The 22,569-nt window shown below is 34.7% G+C and carries 21 protein-coding genes; 5 read left to right on the plus strand and 16 right to left on the minus strand.

The window, feature by feature from the left end; genetic code table 11:
* Window positions 1–203: 203 nt before the first annotated feature.
* On the minus strand, window positions 204–2,858 hold the full coding sequence (locus J2Y38_RS21250) for a TonB-dependent receptor (RefSeq protein ID WP_309846599.1): 2,655 nt from the start codon (window positions 2,856–2,858) through the stop codon (window positions 204–206).
* Between the two features lie 189 nt (window positions 2,859–3,047).
* Here J2Y38_RS21250 and J2Y38_RS21255 point away from each other — a divergent pair, with 189 nt between their 5' ends.
* Entirely contained in the window at window positions 3,048–3,935 is an 888-nt protein-coding gene (locus J2Y38_RS21255; RefSeq protein WP_309846600.1) for an S-adenosyl-l-methionine hydroxide adenosyltransferase family protein, read from the plus strand.
* A gap of 127 nt (window positions 3,936–4,062) precedes the next feature.
* Here J2Y38_RS21255 and J2Y38_RS21260 read toward each other — a convergent pair whose 3' ends face one another.
* A complete protein-coding gene (locus J2Y38_RS21260; protein WP_056199700.1) occupies window positions 4,063–4,593 on the minus strand; it encodes a DUF6646 family protein in 531 nt (176 codons plus the stop codon).
* Between the two features lie 48 nt (window positions 4,594–4,641).
* The gene (locus J2Y38_RS21265) at window positions 4,642–5,376 is read right to left on the minus strand and encodes a metallophosphoesterase family protein (RefSeq protein ID WP_053473109.1); all 735 of its coding nucleotides are present in this window, start codon (window positions 5,374–5,376) and stop codon (window positions 4,642–4,644) included.
* 139 nt (window positions 5,377–5,515) lie between these two features.
* Here J2Y38_RS21265 and dinB point away from each other — a divergent pair, with 139 nt between their 5' ends.
* Together dinB and J2Y38_RS21275 are read left to right on the plus strand one after the other, a co-directional pair.
* Window positions 5,516–6,598, plus strand: a complete 1,083-nt coding sequence (gene dinB / locus J2Y38_RS21270) for a DNA polymerase IV (protein WP_309846602.1) — start codon at window positions 5,516–5,518, stop codon at window positions 6,596–6,598.
* Window positions 6,599–6,704: 106 nt separating this feature from the next.
* Window positions 6,705–7,205 (plus strand): PAS domain-containing protein, encoded by a 501-nt coding sequence (locus J2Y38_RS21275; protein WP_309846604.1) that lies wholly within the window; start codon window positions 6,705–6,707, stop codon window positions 7,203–7,205.
* Window positions 7,206–7,331: 126 nt separating this feature from the next.
* On the opposite strand, the gene J2Y38_RS21280 is transcribed toward J2Y38_RS21275, so the two are convergent.
* The 8 genes from J2Y38_RS21280 to J2Y38_RS21315 all read right to left on the minus strand — a co-directional run bounded on the left by J2Y38_RS21280 (window position 7,332) and on the right by J2Y38_RS21315 (window position 15,630).
* On the minus strand, window positions 7,332–8,936 hold the full coding sequence (locus J2Y38_RS21280; RefSeq protein ID WP_309846607.1) for a fumarate hydratase: 1,605 nt from the start codon (window positions 8,934–8,936) through the stop codon (window positions 7,332–7,334).
* Between the two features lie 102 nt (window positions 8,937–9,038).
* A complete protein-coding gene (locus J2Y38_RS21285; RefSeq protein ID WP_073485906.1) occupies window positions 9,039–10,478 on the minus strand; it encodes a nucleoside recognition domain-containing protein in 1,440 nt (479 codons plus the stop codon).
* A gap of 110 nt (window positions 10,479–10,588) precedes the next feature.
* Window positions 10,589–11,662, minus strand: coding sequence for a winged helix DNA-binding domain-containing protein (locus J2Y38_RS21290; RefSeq protein WP_309846610.1), 1,074 nt, complete (start codon window positions 11,660–11,662; stop codon window positions 10,589–10,591).
* A 91-nt stretch (window positions 11,663–11,753) separates the two neighbouring features.
* Entirely contained in the window at window positions 11,754–12,467 is a 714-nt protein-coding gene (locus J2Y38_RS21295) for a 3'-5' exonuclease (protein ID WP_053473101.1), read from the minus strand.
* 174 nt (window positions 12,468–12,641) lie between these two features.
* The gene (locus J2Y38_RS21300; RefSeq protein ID WP_309846615.1) at window positions 12,642–13,118 is read right to left on the minus strand and encodes a methylated-DNA--[protein]-cysteine S-methyltransferase; all 477 of its coding nucleotides are present in this window, start codon (window positions 13,116–13,118) and stop codon (window positions 12,642–12,644) included.
* A gap of 198 nt (window positions 13,119–13,316) precedes the next feature.
* Window positions 13,317–14,129, minus strand: coding sequence for an SDR family oxidoreductase (locus tag J2Y38_RS21305; RefSeq protein WP_309846617.1), 813 nt, complete (start codon window positions 14,127–14,129; stop codon window positions 13,317–13,319).
* 164 nt (window positions 14,130–14,293) lie between these two features.
* A complete protein-coding gene (locus tag J2Y38_RS21310; protein WP_309846619.1) occupies window positions 14,294–14,743 on the minus strand; it encodes a GNAT family N-acetyltransferase in 450 nt (149 codons plus the stop codon).
* Window positions 14,728–15,630, minus strand: a complete 903-nt coding sequence (locus tag J2Y38_RS21315) for a LysR family transcriptional regulator (protein WP_073485897.1) — start codon at window positions 15,628–15,630, stop codon at window positions 14,728–14,730. Before J2Y38_RS21315 ends, J2Y38_RS21310 begins: the two co-directional genes overlap by 16 nt.
* A gap of 146 nt (window positions 15,631–15,776) precedes the next feature.
* Here J2Y38_RS21315 and J2Y38_RS21320 point away from each other — a divergent pair, with 146 nt between their 5' ends.
* Entirely contained in the window at window positions 15,777–16,172 is a 396-nt protein-coding gene (locus tag J2Y38_RS21320; RefSeq protein ID WP_309846624.1) for a rhodanese-like domain-containing protein, read from the plus strand.
* A 147-nt stretch (window positions 16,173–16,319) separates the two neighbouring features.
* Here J2Y38_RS21320 and J2Y38_RS21325 read toward each other — a convergent pair whose 3' ends face one another.
* The 4 genes from J2Y38_RS21325 to J2Y38_RS21340 all read right to left on the minus strand — a co-directional run bounded on the left by J2Y38_RS21325 (window position 16,320) and on the right by J2Y38_RS21340 (window position 21,245).
* Window positions 16,320–16,739, minus strand: coding sequence for an SRPBCC family protein (locus J2Y38_RS21325; RefSeq protein ID WP_309846629.1), 420 nt, complete (start codon window positions 16,737–16,739; stop codon window positions 16,320–16,322).
* Between the two features lie 225 nt (window positions 16,740–16,964).
* On the minus strand, window positions 16,965–19,361 hold the full coding sequence (locus tag J2Y38_RS21330) for a M28 family peptidase (protein ID WP_309846631.1): 2,397 nt from the start codon (window positions 19,359–19,361) through the stop codon (window positions 16,965–16,967).
* Window positions 19,362–19,370: 9 nt separating this feature from the next.
* Complete coding sequence (locus J2Y38_RS21335) at window positions 19,371–19,718, minus strand: hypothetical protein (protein WP_056199732.1); 348 nt, start codon at window positions 19,716–19,718, stop codon at window positions 19,371–19,373.
* Window positions 19,719–19,721: 3 nt separating this feature from the next.
* Entirely contained in the window at window positions 19,722–21,245 is a 1,524-nt protein-coding gene (locus J2Y38_RS21340) for a GNAT family N-acetyltransferase (RefSeq protein WP_309846633.1), read from the minus strand.
* Between the two features lie 174 nt (window positions 21,246–21,419).
* On the opposite strand from J2Y38_RS21340, the gene J2Y38_RS21345 reads away from it, so the two are divergent.
* Entirely contained in the window at window positions 21,420–21,752 is a 333-nt protein-coding gene (locus J2Y38_RS21345) for a single-stranded DNA-binding protein (protein ID WP_309846636.1), read from the plus strand.
* A gap of 76 nt (window positions 21,753–21,828) precedes the next feature.
* Here the strand turns inward: J2Y38_RS21345 and J2Y38_RS21350 are convergent, their stop codons facing one another.
* Window positions 21,829–22,521 (minus strand): DUF2461 domain-containing protein, encoded by a 693-nt coding sequence (locus J2Y38_RS21350; RefSeq protein ID WP_309846639.1) that lies wholly within the window; start codon window positions 22,519–22,521, stop codon window positions 21,829–21,831.
* Between the last annotated feature and the right edge of the window lie 48 nt (window positions 22,522–22,569).

A 22,569-nucleotide genomic window follows, 5' to 3' on the forward strand; every position in this document is an offset into this window, starting at 1 on the left:
ATAAGGAAAGGGAAAAGGCTTTAGCCAAACGATTATGTTTGGCTAAAGCCTTTTTTTATAAATCCTATACTTCCTCCAGCTAAAGCTGGAGGCAATTAATAAAAACTTTGCGACTCTGCGACTTTGCGAGATTTTTTCATAAAGCTTAAAAAAACCTTTGCGAACTTTGCGAAAAACCTTAGCGCCCTTTGCGGTTAAAATGCTTACAAACTAAAACTCATTCTTCCGAAATAGTAAGCTCCTGTAGTTCCCATTTGAACCGGTGCATATTTAAACACTCCGAAATAACTGTTCTCATAGATTTGTTTATCCGGGAAAACATCAAATAAGTTGTTCGCACCCAAAGCAAACTGAAGTTTTGGCGTTATTTTGTAAGCAATCGTCAAATCGGTAACCACTTTTCCGTTGTGTCTTTGGATTCCTCCAAAAGGGAAACCATCACGAACAACCTCACCAAAATAAGTATTTCTCAATAAAAAGTTCCATTTGTCGATATTGTAATTTACAGCAAAAGTTCCTTTATGTTTAGGCGTATTCGATTCGATCAAACTTCTTTCCTGCGGTCCGTAATACACATCTTCCTGACCAATAAATATCGACGGAATATTGTTTAATTGATTATCAACTTGGTTGTTGTTGTAATTGTATAATAACGAAAGATTCAATTTACCACGTCCGGCATTTAAATCATAATCAATAACCACATCAAGACCGTTTGTAGTAGTATTAATTGCATTTGTAAAGAAACGCCCCGTTTGCGCACCATATTGAGCAAACAAATTACGAAGTTCCGGAACAGGTTCTCCATACGCATCATTTCCTAAATTTCCGGTTAAGATGATTCTGTTATCAATTCTGATATGATAATAATCAGCTGTAATATGTAATTGTTTTGTTGGAGAAAAAACAACTCCGAAACTATAGTTTCTTGAGGTCTCTTCTTTCAATTTCGGAATTCCAAGCTGTTTAGCCACATCGCTGTCGTTTCTAAAAACACCCGAATTCAAAAGTTCCCCGTCAACAACATCTGTTGCGATATTATTGAAATATTGCTGATGCAAAGAAGGCGCTCTAAAACCAGAACTAATTGCTCCACGAACAAAAAGATTATCCAGAATTTTATATCTCAAAGATAATTTTCCATTAATCGTATTTCCAAAATCAGTATAATCTTCATAACGACCAGCAATTCCAACTAAGAATTTATCTGTAATATCTGCTTCAACATCAGCATAAACGCCCACACTGTTTCTGTCTTCGTTCACTTCATTCAAAGGAGAAAATCCAGGGAAAGATTGTGCACCGCCGTTGATATAAGAAGCTTCTTCGCCGGGAACAATTTTGTATTTTTCATAACGATATTCAGCACCAAAAGCAACATTCAATCCGCTGAAAATATCCTTATACAATCTTGAAATATCTGCATTTACCGTATTTTGAAGAAAAGAATGATTTCCCGCTTTAAATTCTGTCGGGCTTGCATCGCCTAAAGAAAAGTTGTTTGTATTTGAAACATCATAAACAAATTTGTTTTCACCAATAGTATTGCTCAAATCCAGTTTCCATTCGCCAAATTTAAATTTGAAACCAAAAGAAGAAGAAAGATCTGTTACAACCGAGTTCAATTCGGGCTGAAATCCAAAAGGAAAAATAGAAGCCACAACACTTTCAGTTTCACTTGGTAAACGTCTGAATCCGTAACCTGTTCCTTTTCTGTGGCTCACACCTCCAGAAGCATAAAACTCAATTTGATCGTTTAACGGAATTGAAGCATTAAAAAAACCTTGTAAATTCTGGATTTTGGCGTCACCAATCTGGAAATTGAAATCATCACGTTTCAAACCGTTTTGAGCTAATAAATTATCATCAATTTGACGTGACTGAGCCGGATCATCTGCATATTCATAAGCAAAGAAATTTCCTTGTGCCGATTGATCAAAAATAATAAGATTATGATTTTGAGAACGATTCGTTTTTTGGCGATCATTAAATTCACCCGTAAAATTGATAAAACCACCTTTGTTTCCAATTTTTGTTCCGTAATTCAGGTTTAAACTGGTCGTTTGTCCATCATCTCTTGATGTTGAGCCATAAGTAGCATTTGCTTCTAAACCCGCATTATCTTTCAAAACCAAATTTATAACTCCCGCAATCGCATCAGACCCATATTGTGCCGCCGCTCCATCACGCAAAACTTCAATTCGTTTAATTGCCGAAGCAGGAATTGCACTTAAATCTGTACCAACAGAACCGTTTCCAACCGTATTTTGATAATTTACCAAAGAAGTTGTATGTCTTCTTTTTCCATTAATTAAAACCAAAACCTGATCTGGGCCCAAACCTCTTAAAGAAGCCGGATCAATATGTTCTGTTCCATCGGCAGAAGATTGTCTGTTTGAATTAAAAGACGGAATCAAATACGTTAAAATATCATTTGTTGTAGTCTGAGGTGTTGTGTTTCTAATTTTAGCCAGATTTACTACATCAACAGGAACTGCTGTTTCCAATTTGCTTTTCTTTGGGTTTCTGCTTCCAACAACCACAATTTCATCTAAACTATTATTTTCTAAAACCAGCTGAATATCTACAAAATGATCTTTTGCCATAATTTCTCTGGTTTGATAGCCAAATAGCGATACAATAAGTGTTGGGTTATTTACTGTAGATGATATTTTGAATTTCCCTAACGCATCGCTTGTAGTACTTATTTGAGAACCTTTTACAAGAATTGTCGCAAATTCTAACGGAATTCCCGTTTCAGTTGTAATGGTTCCGTTGATTTCATGATTTTGGGCAAAAAACAAACTACTCGACAAAATGAGAACGAGAGTTATAAGACGTTTTAGTTGTTTTCTCATAATAAAATGGTTTTGTAATAAAAGAAAGACAAAAAGAAATTGCCTACTATTTATATAGGATAAAGAATAAAATGCAAATGTAATTGTAAAAAACTAAAATCAATTTATATAATCTTGTTTTTTCTAAGAAATGCATATCAATTTTTGGTTTTAATGAAATATCTTTGCATAAATTTAAAAAGAGAAAAAATGAAATTAAGAGTATTACTTTTTTTGCTTGCTATTACATTTAATAGCTTTTCGCAAAATAATGTATTGGTTTTTCAATCTGATTTTGGTTTGAAAGATGGAGCAGTTTCTGCCATGAAAGGTGTTGCAATGGGTGTTTCAACTGATTTGAAAATATTTGACTTAACACATGAAATTCCGGCTTTTAATATTTGGGAAGCAGCTTATCGTTTATCGCAGACCGCTCAATATTACCCAACGGGAACTGTTTTTGTTTCAGTTTGTGATCCGGGAGTTGGTACTGCAAGACATTCTGTAGTTTTATTGACAAAATCAGGACATTATTTTGTAACTCCGGATAACGGAACTTTGACTTTAATTGCTGAACAATTAGGAATTCAGGAAGTTCGTGAAATTGATGAGGTAAAAAACCGTCGTCAAAACTCAAATGAATCATATACGTTTCACGGACGTGATGTATATGCTTTTACCGGAGCACGTTTAGCATCAAAAACAATTACTTTTGAAGAAGTTGGACCAAAATTACCAAGTGAAGTAGTTAAAATTGATTACCAAAAACCAGTATTTGAAAACGGCGTTATAAAAGGCGGAATTCCAATTCTGGATATTCAATACGGAAACGTTTGGACAAATATTGATAAAAAGACTTTTGCTAATCTTGGTTTGAAAGCAGGGGATTTTGTTAAAATCCAGATTTTCAACGGAACTAAAAAAGCTTACGAGGGAAAACTAAAACTGGTAAACACTTTTGGAGAAGTCCCGGTAGGAACTGATGTTACCTATTTCAATAGTCTTTTGAACTTTTCATTGGCCGTAAATCAAGGCAGTTTCTCAGCAAAACATAAAATTTACAGCGGTTCAGACTGGAGTATTTTACTTAGCAAATAAGCTGAAGCCATCTTAATATAAAAAAAGAAAAACCGCTCAATTGAGCGGTTTTTTTATAAAACTTTGTGACTCTGCGTCTTTGCGAGATTAAAACCGCAAACTTCGCGTAAATCTTTGCGTTTAAAATCTAGTTCAAATTGAAAGAAGCCCCTAAACTAAAAGTAACCTGATTGTTTAAATGATCAAATACATCTTTCTCATCACTGTATTTTGCAATTGGAAAACCAAGTTCTGTAAACACACCAAATCCGTCAGTAAAGAAATAACGTCCGCCAATGTGTCCGCCAAAGTTACGTAAACCTAAATTTAAACCTGGATAAACATCTAATTGCTCAACACCAATAACACTGCTTAAATTAGCATTAATTCTTGCTTTTGCATCAAAACGATCTTGAAATTCTGGTTTGTAATCACTGTATGGATTTGGATTATTGTGGTAGAAACCATTAAAATTATCTACTCCAAGTAAATAACTAGAAACAAATCCAAAAGAGAAATTTTCTCCTAAACCAAAATCGATAGATCCCTGAATTCCTGAACCTCCATCTTGTAAATTAGCCCCTACGTTAACTCTCATATCGCCTTTGCCAGTAAAAGCTTTCTGCGCATGAATAAATCCGAATGACACTAAAAACAATAATGTGATAACTTTTTTCATAAACTTAAATATTAATTATTTTGCTGTGCAAATTTAAATTTTTATATATCAATTCCTACCTTTTTCGTTAGAATACAACTCATTTAACGGTTCGCTTTGCCAGAACTCCTTGGTATCCACATTCATAATCGTTAAAGGACCTTTAAAAGCTGCTCCGGTATCCACATTCCAAACGCAGGCTTTGTTTATTGGCACCGTTTCTCCAATTCTGGTAACAGGAGTATGGCCAATATAAATTTCTTTGTAAACCGTAAAACGTTTCGGGTAATATAAATCATCAGGTTTTAAATTTGGATCTAAAGCCAGTGCTGATTCCCAAAGTGTCCTGTCCCAATAAAATAATTTTGGAAAGTATTCCCAGACAACGCCATTTAAATTCGTAAATCCGGCATGAACAAAAAGACGGTTTTCATCATCCAGATAATAATCTTTCAGCGATTCAAAAAAAGCGATGTGTTCTTTTTTTCGTTCTGGAGAAATTTTAGAATATCCTTCAACAGTAGCTTTTCCACCATGTTTGTACCACATTTCTTCATCTAAATCTTCATGTCTGTTCTCCAGCCAGTCCAATGCCAGCTGATCATGATTTCCTCTGATGAAAATACAATTTTGTGTTTTTTTAAATTCTATAAGAAAGTCGATAACTTCTGCCGACTGGCTCCAGCCGTCAACATAATCGCCTAAAAATATGAGAGTATCTTGTGTAGTAACTTCGGCTCTTTTCAACACTTGCTCAAGTGCGAGTAATCCTCCGTGTATGTCGCCTATAACAAATGTTCGCATTGTTTAATATTTCGAGTAAACTACAAAAATAATTAAAATGATTCGTTTGGAATCATTTAGTTGTTAATCTTTAAAAATTGATACTATTTATAACTATAGCACCGTTCTTTTTATTGCTTTTACTGTTTAAATTTGCATAATGTCAGATGTGCCAACATATCGAAAAATTATCCATATTGATATGGATGCTTTTTATGCTTCAGTAGAGCAGATGGATAATCCTGCTTTGCGCGGAAAACCTGTTGCTGTTGGCGGCTCAGAAAATAGAGGAGTAGTTTCGGCAGCAAGTTACGAAGCCAGAAAATTTGGTGTGCGAAGTGCCATAAGCGGTGTTTTGGCGAAAAAATATTGCCCCGAAATTATTTTTGTCCGGCCGAGATTTGACCGCTACAAAGAGATTTCTTCTAAAATCCATAAAATTTTTCATGAATACACCGATTTAGTAGAGCCGCTTTCGCTGGATGAAGCTTATCTCGACGTAACCCAAAATAAAAAAGGAAATCCAAGTGCCAGTTTATTAGCAAAGGAAATCAGACTCCGAATTTTAAATGAAGTTGGACTTACAGCTTCGGCAGGAATATCTGTAAATAAGTTTGTCGCCAAAATTGCCAGCGATGTCAATAAGCCAAACGGACAGAAAACAGTAAATCCAGATGAAATTATACCTTTTTTAGAAGAATTGCCTATTCGAAAATTCTATGGAGTTGGAAAAGTTACAACTGAAAAAATGTACCAACTCGGGATTTTTACCGGACTGGACCTCAAGGGGAAATCACTGGAATTTCTGGAGAAACATTTCGGAAAATCAGGCACTTTTTATTATAAAGTAGTTCGGGGAATTCATAACAGCGAAGTAAAACCATTTCGGGTTACAAAATCTGTGGCCGCAGAACATACTTTTGATGTCAATTTATCTTCAGAAATCTTTATGCTTGAGCAGTTGGAAAGAATTGCGATTTCATTAGAAAAAAGATTAAAAAAGCATAATATTTCCGGTAAAACGGTTACGCTTAAAATTAAATACAGCGACTTTACCCAGCAGACAAGAAGTAAAACACTGCCTTATTTTATTTCAGATAAAAGTTTGATTATGGAAATTGTGGAAGAACTGCTGTATCAGGAAAAAATGAAAGATTCTGTTCGTTTGCTCGGAATTTCGCTCAACAATTTGAATAACGAAGAAAAAAAAGCTGTTGTAGTACAACTAAAGTTTGCATTTTAAATTTAGAAAAGTTTTAGTAAAATTTTACTAAATGAGGTTTTCCCGTAATTTATTTTGTAACTTTAGTAGTAAGTTTGAGAGAAAAGATTTCTAAAATTCATTTAATATGAAAAAGAATAGCTCTGATGAAACAGCAAACCGGACTTGGTTGCCTATTTTGGCCTTAGATCTTCATTATGAGTATTTAAATGAATTGAAGGCCGTTTTTGCCGACATGAAAAAGGTAAATAGAATTTCAAATCAATTTACCTGGAACGATACAAACCTTAAAATCGAAGAAAGAATTAAAGACGAAGTAGTGCTTATTACTGATTTAGATTTAAAAATCGTCTTTGCCTCCAACAGAATCAAAAGAATGACGGGATATTATGAAGAAGAAATTTTAGGTAAAACGCCTAAAATGTTTCAAGGCCCGGAGACTTGTAAAACTGTTTTAAAAGAAATTCAGGAAGCAATAAAACTGCAAGAACCATTTAAGAAAACCATCCAAAACTATAAAAAAGACGGCAGAAGTTATAAATGCAGCATGGATGCAGCTCCAATTTATAATTTGAAAGGAGAGCTCTCACATTTTATAGCTTTTGAAAAAGAAGATAAAAGTGCTTAAATTTTTTAATGCCACAAAGGCGCTAAGACACAAAGATTTTTTTGAGTAAAATATAAAATAAAACCGCCTATTGAGGCGGTTTTATTTTTAAAAATCTTTGTGTCTTAGCGCCTTTGTGGCAAAAACTTATAAATTTTCAAAGAAATCATTTCCTTTATCATCAGTGATAATAAAAGCAGGGAAATCTTTTACAGTGATTTTACGAACGGCTTCCATACCTAATTCTTCAAAATCAACAACTTCTACTTTTAGGATATTGTCTTGTGCTAAAATAGCAGCCGGACCTCCAATAGAACCTAAATAGAATCCGCCGTATTTGTTGCAGGCATCCGTAACTTGTTTCGTACGGTTTCCTTTGGCAAGCATAATCATGCTTCCACCATGTTTTTGGAATTCATCCACATAAACGTCCATACGTCCGGCAGTTGTTGGTCCAAAACTTCCCGAAGCCATTCCTTCCGGAGTTTTTGCCGGTCCTGCATAATATACCGGATGGTTTTTAAAATATTCCGGCATTGGTTTTCCGGCATCCAGTAATTCTTTAATTTTTGCGTGTGCAATATCACGGGCAACAATTACAGTTCCGTTTAGTTTTAAACGTGTTTTGATAGGATATTGAGATAATTTAGCCAAAATATCTGCCATTGGCTGATCTAAATCAACTTCAACCGGAGCTTCTAAATGCGGAGCTGTTTCTGGTAAAAATTGTTTTGGATTTACTTCTAACTGCTCAACGAAGATTCCGTCTTTCGTAATTTTTCCTTTGATATTTCTATCAGCAGAACAAGAAACTCCTAATCCAACCGGACAAGAAGCGGCATGGCGCGGTAAACGAATTACACGAACGTCATGTGTGAAATATTTTCCTCCAAACTGAGCTCCAATTTCACTTTCCTGACAAATTTTTTGAACTCGTGCTTCCCATTCTAAATCACGAAATGCCTGACCTGCCATATTTCCGGAAGTCGGCAAATGATCATAATATCCTGCAGATGCTTTTTTAACAGCACTTAGGTTTGCTTCCGCAGAAGTTCCGCCAATAACCAAAGCCAAGTGATAAGGAGGACAAGCCGAAGTTCCTAAATCTTTGATTTTTGCTCTTACAAAAGCATCCATTGATTTATCGTTTAATAGCGATTTGGTCTGTTGGTATAAGTAAGTCTTATTTGCAGAACCACCACCTTTTGCCATAAATAGGAATTCGTATGAAGTTCCTTTTTTAGCATATATATCAATTTGAGCCGGAAGATTTGAACCTGAGTTTTTCTCTTCAAACATCGAAATCGGTACAATTTGAGAATAACGTAAATTACGTTTTTGGTACGTATTAAAAATACCACGGCTTAACCATTCAGCATCGTCAACACCCGTAAAGATGCTTTCTCCTTTTTTAGCCATTACAATCGCAGTTCCGGTATCCTGACAGCTTGGTAATTGTCCTTCGGCAGCAACCGAAGCATTTTGAAGTAAATTGTAAGCTACAAAACGATCATTGTCTGTTGCTTCAGGATCGTCAAGAATGTTTCTTAGCTTTTGCAAATGTGTTGTTCTAAGCATGAACGAAACATCGGTTAAGGCTTCTTCAGCCAGTAATTCTAGACCTTTTGGATCAACAGTTAAAATCTCGCGTTCTCCAAATTGTTCCACTTTTACAAAATCAGAGGTGATTTTGCGGTACTGCGTATCATCCTTTAAAATTGGGTAAGGATCTTGGTATATAAAATCAATCATTTCTTTGTTTTTTTACAAAGTTAGAAATTATTTACCTAAGAAAGAATTTGAATTAGGGGCTTGTATTTATATTTTAAACCCCATTTAATTGAAAATATTTTTTTAAAAAAACCAAGTCGCCACAAAAATCGCCGTAATTACGCAAATTAAATCTACCAAAAGCATAGTGCCTAAAGCATAACGAGTATTTTTGATATTGACCGAACCAAAATAAACTGCGATTACATAAAAAGTACTTTCAGCGCTGCATTGAAAAATACTGCTCAGTCTCGCCGTTAACGAATCGGCTCCAAAAGTATTCATCGAATCAATTAAAAATCCACGGGAACCAGCAGAACTAAAAGGACGAAGCATTGCAACAGGCAACGCATTCGTGATTTCTTTACTTACTCCCATATTCGAAAAAACAAAAGCAATTCCATCGCTGATAATTTCAAATAAACCGCTGTTTCTGAATAAAGAAATAGCAACCAGCATTCCCAAAACATAAGGGAAAATGGTAACTCCGGTTTTCACTCCATTATTTGCACCAACAACAAAAGTGTCAAAAACAGTTGTATTTGCTTCGCTGAATTTCTTTTCGTTTTTGAATGAAAATATCAAAGTAAAAGCAATAATGGCAATTAAAATTAATCCCGAAAGGTTAGAAGTAAAGTAGTTTTTTCCAATTAAGTCCAAATGATTAACATACATCAGCAAACCAACGATGGCTGCGATTAATCCCATTAAGACGATAAGAAGAGAAGCACTTTTGAAATTGATTTTTTGTTTAATTCCAACAATTAAAAACGCAGCAATAGTTCCGATGAAAGAAGTAATAATACAAGGCAGCATAACATCGGCAGGATTACTTGCATTTGCAGCCGCGCGATATCCAATAATCGAAGTTGCGATTAAAGTTAAACCCGAAGCGTGAAGACACATAAACATGATTTGCGCATCACTCGCTTTGTCTTTATCGGGATTTATTTCCTGTAAACTTTCCATGGCTTTCAATCCGAATGGTGTTGCAGCCGAATCTAATCCGAGGAAATTAGCTGCAAAGTTTAAAGTCATGTAAGATATTGAAGGGTGATTTTTAGGAATACTTGGAAACACTTTTACAAATACCGGACTCAATAGTTTAGCCAGATTTCCAGAAGCTCCAGAAACGATTAAAAGTTCCATTAATCCGCAAAAGAAAGCTAAATAAGCAATAAGTGGCAGAATTAAATCAACTAAAGTGCTTTTACAAGTTGGCAGTAAACCATCAGATTTTTGAAGACCGCTGTAAATTTTTACAGTTTTGCTTTTGTAAACATAAGTCGTGTCGGCATTAAGCGTATCGCGATTGATAATCATGGTTTGATCAGGCGCTTTTTTTATACTGTCTTTAATGAAAGCCGGAAGTTCATGAATGTATTTTTCAGAAACTAAAACAGGATCATCTTTCTTTCCATTTAAAACAGAATCAATCGTATAAGTATTGGCAGTAAATAAACTGACTACAATAAAAACAATCGAAGAAATAAAAATAACTAACCAAAATCTACTTAATACCATAATGCTATTTTTTTGTAAATGTAATTATTTAGGCAGAATATGCACAAAGATTTTATTCCACAAAGGAGAAGTATTTCTAAGAAAGTGCAGACTTTTAGTGAAATTTTAAATTATTCAATAACAATTTTAGTTTCTAAGTAGTTTTCAAAAGCTTTAATTCCTTCAAACAGAATTTGTTTTTTAGAATCTTCGGTTTCATTAAAAAACTCCGTTTCGATTTTGGCGTGGTCTTTTTTAATAATTCGTTTCCATATTCCAATCACTTTCCCATTTTCAAGAATTATCGGTTTAAAGATGCCATTATTGGTAAAAACTCTATTTTGATGTTCAGATAAAAAAGAAGCTTCTCTGGTTTTATAAGAAATCAAAATTTCATCAAAAGCGGGAAGAAAGTGAATGCTTTCCTTGAAGTTAACCTTTTCAATATTTTGATTTACAAAGTAATAAATTTGATTTTTAATTTCAATAAACTCTAATTGCAACTTAATTGCATCAATGGTTTTTTGACAGATAGTAGGCGGAAAACCTGACCACCACGAAAAATCAAGCAAAGTTGCCGGACCGTGACTTTCAAAATAGCGTTTGGCTAGTTTTGCCAAACCTTCTTCTTTTGTTAATTGCGTTTTAGGTTTTTTAACTCGTTCTTCAAGTAATGCGTATGTGATTTTTTTACCCTTCATTCTGCCGTTACAAACCAAACCATCTTGTTCAGCATGCATCATAATCGCAGCACTTAGAAAATCTTCTTTTGAAGTTTTTTTAATACCAAGTTCCTGCATAATTTCATCCCGGGTCAAATGATTGTTTCCAGATAATAGCTTTTCGATAGCATTATTAGCCTGATCCAGTTTTTTTGCATCAAAATCAAATTTTTTAGCCCCGGATATAGTCATTCTTTTTATTTGTGGCCCTGCAAGATCTAACATCCAATAAATATCTTCGGCTGCAACAAAGTGCCAGGTTGGTCGTAAAATATGAGTTCTTATTATTTGTGCCGAGTTTACAGCTTCTTCAATTTCTTTTTCAGATGCATCACAACGGGAACCAATCGCCCATTTTGCCATTGCATAATCCTGAGCCTGCATCGCTCCAAAATGGTGTACAATTTCCTGAGGAGAACATTTGTCTGTTTTATACAGCTTCTGCGAAACAAGACGATGATGTGAAATTTCCGAATGTGTCATCTTTAATATTTTATTAAACCATATAAGTTATATAAGTTCATTTAAATAAAACTTTGTCCCTCTGAACCTTTGCACCTTTGTCCCTCAAAAATCAGACATGAATAATTTCATCATCAATCAATAAATCTTCACGGCGTAAACGAAGGAAAATCTGCGCTACGGCGATTGTATCTTTTTCACAATACGTTATAATTCGGTCTATGTCTTTTTCGACATAATAAACGTGTGCGACTTGGCTTCCATCAATATCGCCTTTTGGGGATGGGACTCCCAGAATTTTTGTCAATAGTTTTAGTGACGTAAAATGTTTATAATCGCCAAACTTCCATAATTCTAAAGTATCAAGATGCGCAATTTCCCAAGGTTTTTTACCGAATAAATTCAGCTTGTCCGGAATTGCGATTTGGTTGATAATCATTCGGCGTGCGATAAACGGAATATCAAATTCTTTTGCGTTATGTCCACATAAAAGATGCTGCGGCTGATTGAAATGATTGTTCAGCAGATTATTAAAATCTTTTAGTATCTTTTTTTCTTCTCCAAAAAAGGAAGTTACCCTAAAATTTCGAACATCGCCTTTGATTGTAAAATACCCAACCGAAATACAAATTATCTTTCCGAACTCTGCCCAAATTCCGGCGCGATCGTAAAATTCTTCAGGCGTAAAATCGTCTTTTCGCTGATACTGCGTTTTTAAATCCCAAAGAGACTTCATTTCTTCATCAAGAGAATTGAAGTTTTCTTCCTCCGGAACGGTTTCTATATCAAGAAAGAGAATGTTATTAAGGTTTATTTTTTCAATCATATTTTTTTGCCACGAATTTCACGAATTCTATGTGGAGATAAATGTACAATAATTTGAATTTTTTTCAGGCACGAATTTATTAATTGAATGAATTTTCTTTAAATAAAGAGATTTTTTGAGCCATAATAAAGAAAAAAATTCGTGAAAATTCGTGAAATTCGTGGCTAACACATTTTAGAATAAACTCTGTTGTGCAGAAGGGCTTTCGTGTTCAAGCAGCCATTTTTTGCGGGACAATCCTCCGGCATAACCGGTTAATGAACCATTTGTGCCGATAACTCTGTGGCAGGGAACTACAATCCAAAGCGGATTTTTACCATTTGCAGATGCTACAGCACGAATTGCTTTTATATCGCCCAGCTTTTTAGTCTGATCCATATAACTTACCGTTTTTCCATACGGAATTTCCAGTAATGCTTTCCAGACTTTTTGTTGGAATTCAGTGCCCTTTGGATTTAGCTTTAAATCGAAATCAGTTCTTTTTCCTTCGAAATATTCCTCAAGCTGCGAAACGGCATCTTTTAAAACTTTTGGTATTTTCTTTGAAACTTCGTTTGTGCCAACATCAGAAACGGAGATTATTGCAATACCATCTTCATCTCCAACTATCTTGGTGATTCCTAAAGGCGAATTAACATACACTGTTTCCATAATTTTTTTACCGCAAAGGCACTAAGGTTTATCGCAAAGTTCGCAAAGTTTTTTTAAACCATATAAGTTATGTAAGTAATTTAAGTTTTTATTGTTTTGCAAAGGTCACAAAGTTTACACTACTGTCACCCTGAGTGAAGTCGAAGGCTTATGGAAACAAAAAGGCTTCGACTTCGTTCAGCCTGACATTCGGAGTCTTTAATAATCCTCCAGCTTAAATTGATAATTTAAAGCGGTTTCGATTTTCTCGCTTGAAATAATCTTTTTGATGTTTGACTTTTCAGAACTGAATTTTGGTAAAACTAAGTTTTGTTCTTTTGCTTTTTGCGTATAATAATCTTCTCTTGATGGGTGAAAAGGTGCAGCGGCGTTGAAAACTTCATTCCATTTTAATTGGTTTATGATTTCTTCAATAATGGCGATGCAGTCATTTTGATGAATTAAATTTATTGGAGCATCGGGATTTTCTAGGTTTTCTTTTCCTGCTAAAAATTTAACTGGATGTCTGTCTTCGCCAATTAATCCGCCGAAACGTAGGATTGTGGTTTCGAAATTTTGATTTTTTTGAAGAATTGCTTCTGCTAAAACCAATTGTTTCCCACTTTCGGTATCGGGATTTGGTGTTGTTTCTTCTGTAATAAATTCATTTTCATCTCCGTAAACCGAAGTTGAACTCACAAAAAGGACTTTTGAAATACTTGATTTCTCTATAAACGGAATTAGGTTTTCAATTTTCTGAACGAAAATCTTATTAGACTCTGATGAAACAGCTCGCAATTTTGGCGGAATGTCAATAATCAGGATTTGGCTTTCGGCTAAAAAATCAGTAATGTTTTTAGAAACACTTTCGCTTTCTACATTAACCAAAAACGGATTTATTCCGGCATTTTCTAAAATAGAAAGCTTATTTTCAGAAGTCGTTGATCCTTTTATCGAATTTCCTTTTTCGATTAATTTTTTTGCTAAAGGTAGTCCGAGCCAGCCGCAGCCTAATATGCTTATTTTTATCATTTTCTTTTAGAGGTTCAAAGGTTATACGCAGTAGCTTGCCATCCTGAGGAACGAAGGATCGCACAAGAAGCTCCCCATGCTAAGTCGCCAATCTTTGTCGAGTTCCTGGTGTGATCCTTCGTTCTTCAGGATGACAAAATTGACGAAAACCGGATATTTTAATTTTACAAACTTAGTGTAAATCTAACTTTGTCTTTTCCTTTTGCACCAATTCTGTTGTAAAATTTAATAGCTCTAGTATTAAATTCAGGAGTTTGCCATTGAATGTTGAGGCAGTTATTTTTTGTTCCAATTTCTTTTAGCTTTTCAATTAAAACTTCTCCAATTCCGAAACTGCGGGCTTTTTCTTCCAGAAACAAACAATCCATGTACATAAAAGTGGCGGCATCCCAGGTTGAAAAATCAAAAGTATAAGAGACATAACCCACAATTGTTTCTTTTGCAGCGACAACTAAACAGAATAATTTTGGGTTTTTACTAAAAATGGCATTTTTTAATTTTTCTTCTTTTCCTTCCGGAGAAAAATTAGCTTTCTCGAATTCAGCATGTTTTTGGCAGAGAATAACCAGTTTAGGTAAATCGCCTATTTCACAATTCCTTATTGAATATTCCATTGCAGATTAATTTCGTTTTGTAGAAAATTAATAAAATGCTGAAAATAATCCGGATAAGTTTCGTTTGCTCTCGTCGCTATGAAATGTTTTCGTTTTAAGCCATTTTTGCCCACTTTTACCGCTTTAATTGGATTATTCTTTAAATGTGGTTGTAATGCCCATTTTGCCATCGACATAACGCCCATATCGGCTTTTACCATTTCAAGAGAAGCTTCTGTTAACGGAAGCGGGGTTACCTTTTTCGGTGTTACTTTGGCTGGAGCCAAAACAAACTGATGAATCGTAACAGTTTCCATCGGAAGGGAATGAATAATAAGATGTTCGTTGATAAAATCTTCGGCAACCACATATTTTTTATCTGCCCACGGATGATTTTCTGAAACCGCCATTACTACTTCATCCTGAAAAAGTTCGGTATATTTTATATGATTGTCTTTAATAGTGTCACTTACAATGGCAATGTCAATTGTGTTTTCTAAAAGTTTTTGCAGCGGAATATGTGTTGCTTCGGTTATAATTTTCAGTTCAACATTTGGGTATAAAAGGTGAAACTGTTTTAAAACTGGCGGAAGCCAGTGGTAACTTGAGAAACATTCGGTACTGATTCTGATTTCGCCATATTCACCATAAACCATCTGTTTGATTTGTGTTTGCGCCTGCGAAAGCTTATCCAGAATTTCATTTGCCAAATCATAGATTTTTTCGCCAGCCTTTGTGAGCACCAGTTTTTTGTTGGTTCTTAAAAAAATGGCCGTACCCAATTGATATTCTGCTTCTTTGAGCTGATGACTCAAAGCCGATTGTGTCAAATGAAGTTTGTCAATTGCTTTTGTAATGCTTCCTTCTTCAACAATTGCTTTTATCAATTTTAGGTGGCGTATTTCCATTTTTTGAGATTTATATACAAAGGAACAAAATTTTAGACTGGCTTTTGCATGAAAAAAACTAATGCGGTTCATGAATTCTTTTCGTTTTTATGGCACTATATGAGCTGCTACTTTTGAAAAAACAAAATCATTAAAACTACATTGTCATGGAAGAGCAAATTAAATTTTATGAGCATAAACTAGCATTTGAAATGGATCCGTCTGATTTATTTGATGCTTTAAATAATGGTGAAAAAGTAATTGCATTGGATGCCAGAAAAGCTTTTGGGTTTGAAGCAGAACATATTCCGGGTGCGATTAATATTCCGCATCGCGAAATGTCGGCAGAAACAACAAAACATTTAGATAAAGATATTTTGTATGTTACGTATTGCGACGGAATTGGCTGCAACGCTTCGACTAAAGGCGCTTTGAATATGACAAAATTAGGATTTAAGGTAAAAGAACTAATTGGCGGAATAGAGTGGTGGAAGTTTGACGGATATGCAACTGAAGGCGCAAAAGGAATTAAAACAGGTTTAAAAATTGAATGTGCGTGTTAAAAGTGACAAAGGTGCAAAGGTACAGAGTGGCAAAGGTTTCTCAGCATATCTAAAAAAAAAACAAAAAGCACTATGAAAATAGTGCTTTTTTTAAGGCATGTTGAGAAACCTTTGCCACTTTGTTATTCTGTCTCTTGGAAACTAATTTTAAGCTTCAACGACAGTTTTAAGAGCCTGTAGAATTGGATTTTCTTCACCTTGAGGTTTTTCCTGAACCGAGCCCGGACGATTATCTTCCTGAATTATTTCGAGTTTTACTTTTTGATTTTCTTCAGATAAAACATAACTCATTATGAAATAATTTTCGGGTTTGTCTTCTAGTTCCGGTCTTGGAAAAAACAGCGAATATTTTATTTTTTGATTTAGAGAAACTTCTAAAACCGTTCCCCATTGTTCAAAAACCTGACCTTCCCATTCATTCCTGAACCTGATTTCATTTCCAACTTTCCAATCGGTAATCAAATCACTTCCGTATTGCCATTGTTTGACCAATTCTGGTTTTGTCAATGCATTCCAGACTTTTTCTATTGGCGCACTTAAAAATATTGTAGAAACATTTGTAGCCATAGTATATTATTTATTGTTTGTCAGCTGTCGAATTATTTCAACGATCACGATTATAGCCCCAATCAGTATATAGAAAACATGATGCATTGACTGGTATTGACTAAAATAATCTTTTGTAAAAAATTTTCCGTTTTTAGAACTTAAAGATCTATACATCAACATACACAATACAAAAAGCAGAAGAAACAATGTTGTTAAATCGAGACCTTCCAAATTATATATTTATTATTCAGGCTTTATAACTGGTTTTACCAAACTGTCTTTTGCGATTACGGCACTATCCTGGACTGGCTCTGGCTGTAGAGGCGGAGCTATGGGAGCGGTATATCTTTTAATTTTCTGCTGAACCATAATGGCATCATTTAAAACAAAAGGCGTTGGCATCATCCAGTCGCTTCTTGGTTTCACTTTCAACAACGGATTTGTCATTAAGTCGAATGAACTTTCAATTAAATCCATATCAAAAATAGACGATTTATTGATGTAGAAATCCATAACCAGCGGTTCGTTCCCTACAACATAATAACACAGAACACGCATTCCGTCTCGTTCTAAACGATTTGTTTTTTCGCCAGAAGTTGAAACACCGTTTGCCTTAAAGTTGTAAAAAGTCATTTTTGGGTTGGCGTAGATATCGTAACGGTTTACTTTTCTATTTGGAGTTATCTGGATTTTGATGTATCTGTTATTACCAATAACACTGTCTTTTAAGAAAGAAATAGTAGGTTTTGGAATTTCCACAACCGGAGCAATTGCACTGTATGTAAAAGCAGAATTGTATTTGCTTGCAATAGGAAGACTGTTTAAGCCTACCGCTTTTTGGTTTTTCTGACCTAAATATGATTTTGTCCAGTCGTCAAGATTTACATCATAAGTTGCCCAAAGTGCTGAATTTGTATTGGCATTATAAACATAAAGCAAACTATTTGATTTTGCTTTTCCGTGTTCGTATCCTGAATGATATCCGGCGTAGATAAAAAAGCCAATTGATGCGGCGAAGAAAACCATGATCCATGCGCCTTTTTTAGCAAAAGTATTGAATATTGGCAGTAATAATCCGAAGAGAAGAACGGTTAAAACAGCACTTCCAAAAAGTATTTTTAATCCTAAACCAATTGGAAACATGACAATAAATGGTGCAATAATCGCTAAAGCCGGAATACTGAAAATTAGATTTACGCCCAAGCTGTAATGCTGTGTAAAAACAAAAATTCCGAATAAAAGAATTCCGAAATAAACCGGAATAATTAAAAATCCTCCTCCGGTTAAGCTGTTTGCTAAAAATGCATTTATAATAATCCAAAGAAGTAAAGGCGCTACAAAATGGTTCATCGTAATTTTTGCATCAGAAAAATGATGGTAAAAAGCGAAACAAATTGCAATGCTTAGTGTTACAAATGCGCCAATGTAAGCGTGACCATTATAAGTAAATCCGTTTAAGAGATCAGAATACTGCGGATAGATTTCTAAAATAATTTTCCATCCTAAAAAGGTAACTAAACCAGCTATAATTAAAGACCCTAAAAGCGGAACAAAACCTTTGAATATTTCTCTTAACGTAATCATTCTTTTGGCTTTCCCGATAAACATGAAAAGAACTAACAAACCAAAAGCGATTAAAGTCATTGGCATTACCCATGAAAACGGATAACTGATGAAAGAAAATGGAGCACTGAAATAAACATAATCTTCTGTTGAAGCCGTTTGGTTTAAATCAGCATTTGCGAAGTATCGTAATAATGGCATCAAATAAGATCCTTGATGCGCGAGAGTCATTTTATTTAAATGCTGAACATCGTCCTGTTGTGTGTGGTAATTATAATGTCCGTCGATAAAAGCGAAATTAAACCCCTGAATATTTCCCTGTTGTCTAAAAACGGTTAAGTCGGTATCATTTGGAAGCATTTTATAAATGCTGTACATCAATGAGTTTGATACCGGATAAGATGCTTTTGCTTTTGTAAATTCCTGTACAAGTGCCTGGTTTCCTTTGTTGGTTTCCATCAGCATATAACTTGGCCCGGAAGTTCCTCTTGCTTCAAAGTTTAAAACCAAACCTACGTCTTTTGCCCAAGGATGTTTGTTTACAAAAAGTGCAGCACCGTTTAAACCTAATTCTTCAGCATCTGAAAAAAGAATAATAATATCATTTTTTTGAGGTTCTTTGGCATATAAAAAAGCCCTGATTCCTTCCAGAATTGTGGCAACTCCAGAGGCATCGTCGCTTGCACCTTTTGAAAAAGAATGCGGTGCACTGTCATAATGAGAAAGTAATAAAAGTGCTTTTGAACTATTTGTTCCCTTAATTCTTGCAAGAATATTTTTAGACTTTACTAAAAGTCCTTTATCATTAAGTGTAAAACCTTCCTGAACACTCGTTTCTAATCCAATTCTGTTTAGCTCCAGTTTAAGATAATTCGCTACCAATTCATGATTTGTCGAACCCACATAATGCGGTTTCTGCGCAATAATTTCAACTTGATTTAAAGCTCGTTCCGTCGAAAAATCAGCAAGAGCTTCATCATTTTTTGAAATGTATTGCGGCATCATTGTGGCATAAATGATACCTAAAATGGCTAGAATTAAGACAACTGCCAGAATTGAGGTGGGGTTTTTTCTCATGATGAATAACTAAATTTCTTTTTTAACAAGCATATAATAATCATTGTCCAAAGACCTATATCCTTGGTCATACAAGAAATAGTAGGTATTCCCTGTTTTGGTTTGCAAGATATTAGTAAAGAAATCAAAATCAAAACCTTTATTAATCATTTTCTCCCTAGTTGCTTTTGATTTTCCGTCAACATTTAGCTCTGACAAAATACGGTAATTTTTTCGTAATTTGTTGTTTACATTTCGCATGAAATTGTTGCTGTCTTTATTAATTTTATTGTTGTAGGCATTTCGACAATTGTCTGAGCAGAACTTTTTATCTTCACGGCCCACAAGTTTTTCCGCACATTCAAGGCAAGTTCTCATCGATTATGTTTTTTTAATTTGATATAAATCGGTTCTTCTATCCTTTAAAATTCGCACACTTCCATGTTCATGAAGATTTTTCAGCAAGTCTAAATCGACATCAACAATCAGTGTCATTTCGGTATTTGGAGTGGCTTCTGCTTTGATTCCGTTACTTGGAAAAGCAAAATCAGAAGGCGTAAAAACCGAAGCCTGTGCATATTGAATATCCATATTATTTACTTTCGGAAGGTTTCCAACGCAGCCGGCAATCGCTACATAACATTCATTTTCAATCGCGCGTGCCTGTGAGCAATGTTTCACCCGAGTGTAAGCATTTTGTGTATCAGTTAAAAACGGAACAAAAAGAATATTCATTCCTTCATCTGCTAATAATCTTGAAAGCTCCGGGAATTCAACATCGTAGCAAATCAAAATACCAATTTTACCACAATCGGTATCGTAAGTTTTAAACTCAGATCCGCCTTTCATTCCCCAATGATGCACTTCATTTGGTGTGATGTGGATTTTATAATACATCTCAGAAGTTCCATCTCTTTTGCATAAAAAACCAACGTTATACAAAACACCATTTTCCAGATGCGGCATACTTCCGGTTATAATGTTGATATTGTACGAAATGGCAAATTCCTGAAAACGCTTTCTAATTGGATCTGAATGTCGGGCCAATTCCCGAATTGCTTCGGCTTCAGATAAATGATTGAAATCGGCCATTAAAGGTGCCGTGAAAAGTTCAGGGAATAATGCAAAATCACTTCCGTAGCCGGAAACAACATCGATAAAAAATTCGGCCTGTTCAAAAAGCGCTTCGACATTATTAAGCTGGCGCATTTGCCATTGAATTAATCCCAATCGAATAATACTTTTTCCAGAATTAATCAATTTCGGACTTTCATCATAATAAACATTATTCCATTCTAGAAGAACCGCAAATTCTTTTGATTCTTCGTCACCTTCCAAATAATTTTTGATGATGCGCAAAACGTGAAAATCATTACTTAACTGAAAAGAAAGGACAGGATCATGAAGTTCTTTATCTTTTACTTTTTCAATATAGGTTCTTGGAGTAAACTTGCCAGAATGTTGATTGTAATTCGGAATTCGGCCAGCAAAAACAATCGCTTTTAAGTTTAATTGTTCGCAAAGTTCTTTTCTGGCATCATAAAGACGTCGGCCCAAACGAAGGCCGCGATAGTTGGGATGAATGAAAACATCAATTCCATATAAAATTTCACCATTGGGATTATGAGTAGAGAAAGTATAATCGCCAACAATTTGTCTGTAATTGTGTCTTTTATCTACTAATTTTTCATCGACAATAAGCGATAATGCCGAGCCTACAACAACGCCGTCGACTAAGATTACCAATTGTCCTTCGGGAAATATTTTGAGTAATTTTTTAATATCGTTTGATCTCCAATAATTATTGGCCATTTCAGGATACGATTCTACCATTGAATTTTTCAATTGTTTGTAATCTTCAAACGCAAGGTTTCGTAACTCTACTTTTTTAATTTCTGTCTGCATATATGTACGATTTATCTCAAATATAGCAAAAATAATTTCCATTTACAAACGCTTACAAATAATTACAACCGAAAGTAAATAGTTTGCAACCGAATAATTTAGAAGAACGACCGCACCTTTGCCTCGTTGAAATTAATCAGCGAATTTTATATGAACATTTAAATAGTATACGCCATGAATGCAATGAAAAACAGAGTACAACTAATTGGTAACGTAGGACAAAATCCTGAAATTAAAACATTAGAAAACGGAAGAAAACTAGCTTATTTGAGTATCGCAACAAACGAAACGTATAAAAATGATAAAGGTGAAAAAGTAGAACAAACTGAATGGCACCGAGTTACGGCTTGGGGGAAAACAGCCGAAATCATTGAGAAATTTGTAGTGAAGGGAAAAGAAGTCGCAGTCGACGGAAAGTTAACGCACAGAAGTTACGATGACAAAAACGGAGAAAAAAGATATGTTACCGAAGTTGTTGTAAACGAGATTTTATTGCTGAGTAAATAATCGTTGATTAAAATCAAACCCGACAGGTTTTTAAAATCTGTCGGGTTTAACTTTTGTGATAAAATATAATTACAGTCTATAAAACCGAAGCTCCATTTATATCCGTCGAAAGTACTTCGCTCATATAATCAAAAAATGGCCTCATGTTTTGGAAGGTTTCTAAAGCCAGTTCTAAAAACTGCGGACTTAGAACTTCTTCATCTGTAAATCGTTTGATGATTAAATACTGTTTGAAACGAAGTAAATCTATGGCTTCGTGATCTTTGTCAAAACCTTTTGGAACTGTTTTAAGCTGTTCGCCTTGCAAGACTCCAAAAGTGCTTTTAAAAGATTTTGAGTTTAATATTTTTTTGAATGTTTCAGGATCGTGGGCAAACTCGCTTCTTATACGTTTTAGATCAGCAGCGTTTGGTCCCCAAAAACCGCCAATTAGAGAAGTGTTTCCTTTTTCGATGTGAAAATAATATCCGCCTCGGCGTGCGCTTGTGGCTCGTTTATAACTTCCGCCCCAATAAGCTTTAAATGGAGTTTTGTCTTTAGAAAACCGAATATCGCGATAAATTCTATAAACGCTTCTTTTTCCAGATTGAGTTTCTAAAACATCAGTTTTTGAAAGTTCCTGAAGAAGTGCTTCTGCAAAGGTTTCAATGTGATTTAATTCGATTAAATACTTGGGTTTATTTTCTTCAAACCAAGGCTTGTTATTGTTTTGTTTGAGCTGATATAAAAAATCAAGACTTGATTTTGGTATAAGGATTTGGTTTTTCATAATAGAATAGAAGACTCTTTAAAATGAGAAGACGAATATACTTAAAAT

Source organism: Flavobacterium sp. 2755, from assembly GCF_031455715.1.
Classification (GTDB): Bacteria; Bacteroidota; Bacteroidia; order Flavobacteriales; family Flavobacteriaceae; genus Flavobacterium.

What these genes read in the sequence shown, in the direction of transcription:
- J2Y38_RS21250 (WP_309846599.1), bottom strand. Translation starts at nt 2,858, where the DNA reads ATGAGAAAACAACTAAAACGTCTTATAACTCTCGTTCTCATTTTGTCG.
- J2Y38_RS21320 (WP_309846624.1), top strand. Translation starts at nt 15,777, where the DNA reads ATGGAAGAGCAAATTAAATTTTATGAGCATAAACTAGCATTTGAAATG.
- dinB (WP_309846602.1), top strand. Translation starts at nt 5,516, where the DNA reads ATGTCAGATGTGCCAACATATCGAAAAATTATCCATATTGATATGGAT.
- J2Y38_RS21255 (WP_309846600.1), top strand. Translation starts at nt 3,048, where the DNA reads ATGAAATTAAGAGTATTACTTTTTTTGCTTGCTATTACATTTAATAGC.
- J2Y38_RS21330 (WP_309846631.1), bottom strand. Translation starts at nt 19,361, where the DNA reads ATGAGAAAAAACCCCACCTCAATTCTGGCAGTTGTCTTAATTCTAGCC.
- J2Y38_RS21285 (WP_073485906.1), bottom strand. Translation starts at nt 10,478, where the DNA reads ATGGTATTAAGTAGATTTTGGTTAGTTATTTTTATTTCTTCGATTGTT.
- J2Y38_RS21315 (WP_073485897.1), bottom strand. Translation starts at nt 15,630, where the DNA reads ATGGAAATACGCCACCTAAAATTGATAAAAGCAATTGTTGAAGAAGGA.
- J2Y38_RS21305 (WP_309846617.1), bottom strand. Translation starts at nt 14,129, where the DNA reads ATGATAAAAATAAGCATATTAGGCTGCGGCTGGCTCGGACTACCTTTA.
- J2Y38_RS21295 (WP_053473101.1), bottom strand. Translation starts at nt 12,467, where the DNA reads ATGATTGAAAAAATAAACCTTAATAACATTCTCTTTCTTGATATAGAA.
- J2Y38_RS21310 (WP_309846619.1), bottom strand. Translation starts at nt 14,743, where the DNA reads ATGGAATATTCAATAAGGAATTGTGAAATAGGCGATTTACCTAAACTG.
- J2Y38_RS21345 (WP_309846636.1), top strand. Translation starts at nt 21,420, where the DNA reads ATGAATGCAATGAAAAACAGAGTACAACTAATTGGTAACGTAGGACAA.
- J2Y38_RS21275 (WP_309846604.1), top strand. Translation starts at nt 6,705, where the DNA reads ATGAAAAAGAATAGCTCTGATGAAACAGCAAACCGGACTTGGTTGCCT.
- J2Y38_RS21335 (WP_056199732.1), bottom strand. Translation starts at nt 19,718, where the DNA reads ATGAGAACTTGCCTTGAATGTGCGGAAAAACTTGTGGGCCGTGAAGAT.
- J2Y38_RS21340 (WP_309846633.1), bottom strand. Translation starts at nt 21,245, where the DNA reads ATGCAGACAGAAATTAAAAAAGTAGAGTTACGAAACCTTGCGTTTGAA.
- J2Y38_RS21325 (WP_309846629.1), bottom strand. Translation starts at nt 16,739, where the DNA reads ATGGCTACAAATGTTTCTACAATATTTTTAAGTGCGCCAATAGAAAAA.
- J2Y38_RS21290 (WP_309846610.1), bottom strand. Translation starts at nt 11,662, where the DNA reads ATGACACATTCGGAAATTTCACATCATCGTCTTGTTTCGCAGAAGCTG.
- J2Y38_RS21300 (WP_309846615.1), bottom strand. Translation starts at nt 13,118, where the DNA reads ATGGAAACAGTGTATGTTAATTCGCCTTTAGGAATCACCAAGATAGTT.
- J2Y38_RS21260 (WP_056199700.1), bottom strand. Translation starts at nt 4,593, where the DNA reads ATGAAAAAAGTTATCACATTATTGTTTTTAGTGTCATTCGGATTTATT.
- J2Y38_RS21265 (WP_053473109.1), bottom strand. Translation starts at nt 5,376, where the DNA reads ATGCGAACATTTGTTATAGGCGACATACACGGAGGATTACTCGCACTT.
- J2Y38_RS21280 (WP_309846607.1), bottom strand. Translation starts at nt 8,936, where the DNA reads ATGATTGATTTTATATACCAAGATCCTTACCCAATTTTAAAGGATGAT.
- J2Y38_RS21350 (WP_309846639.1), bottom strand. Translation starts at nt 22,521, where the DNA reads ATGAAAAACCAAATCCTTATACCAAAATCAAGTCTTGATTTTTTATAT.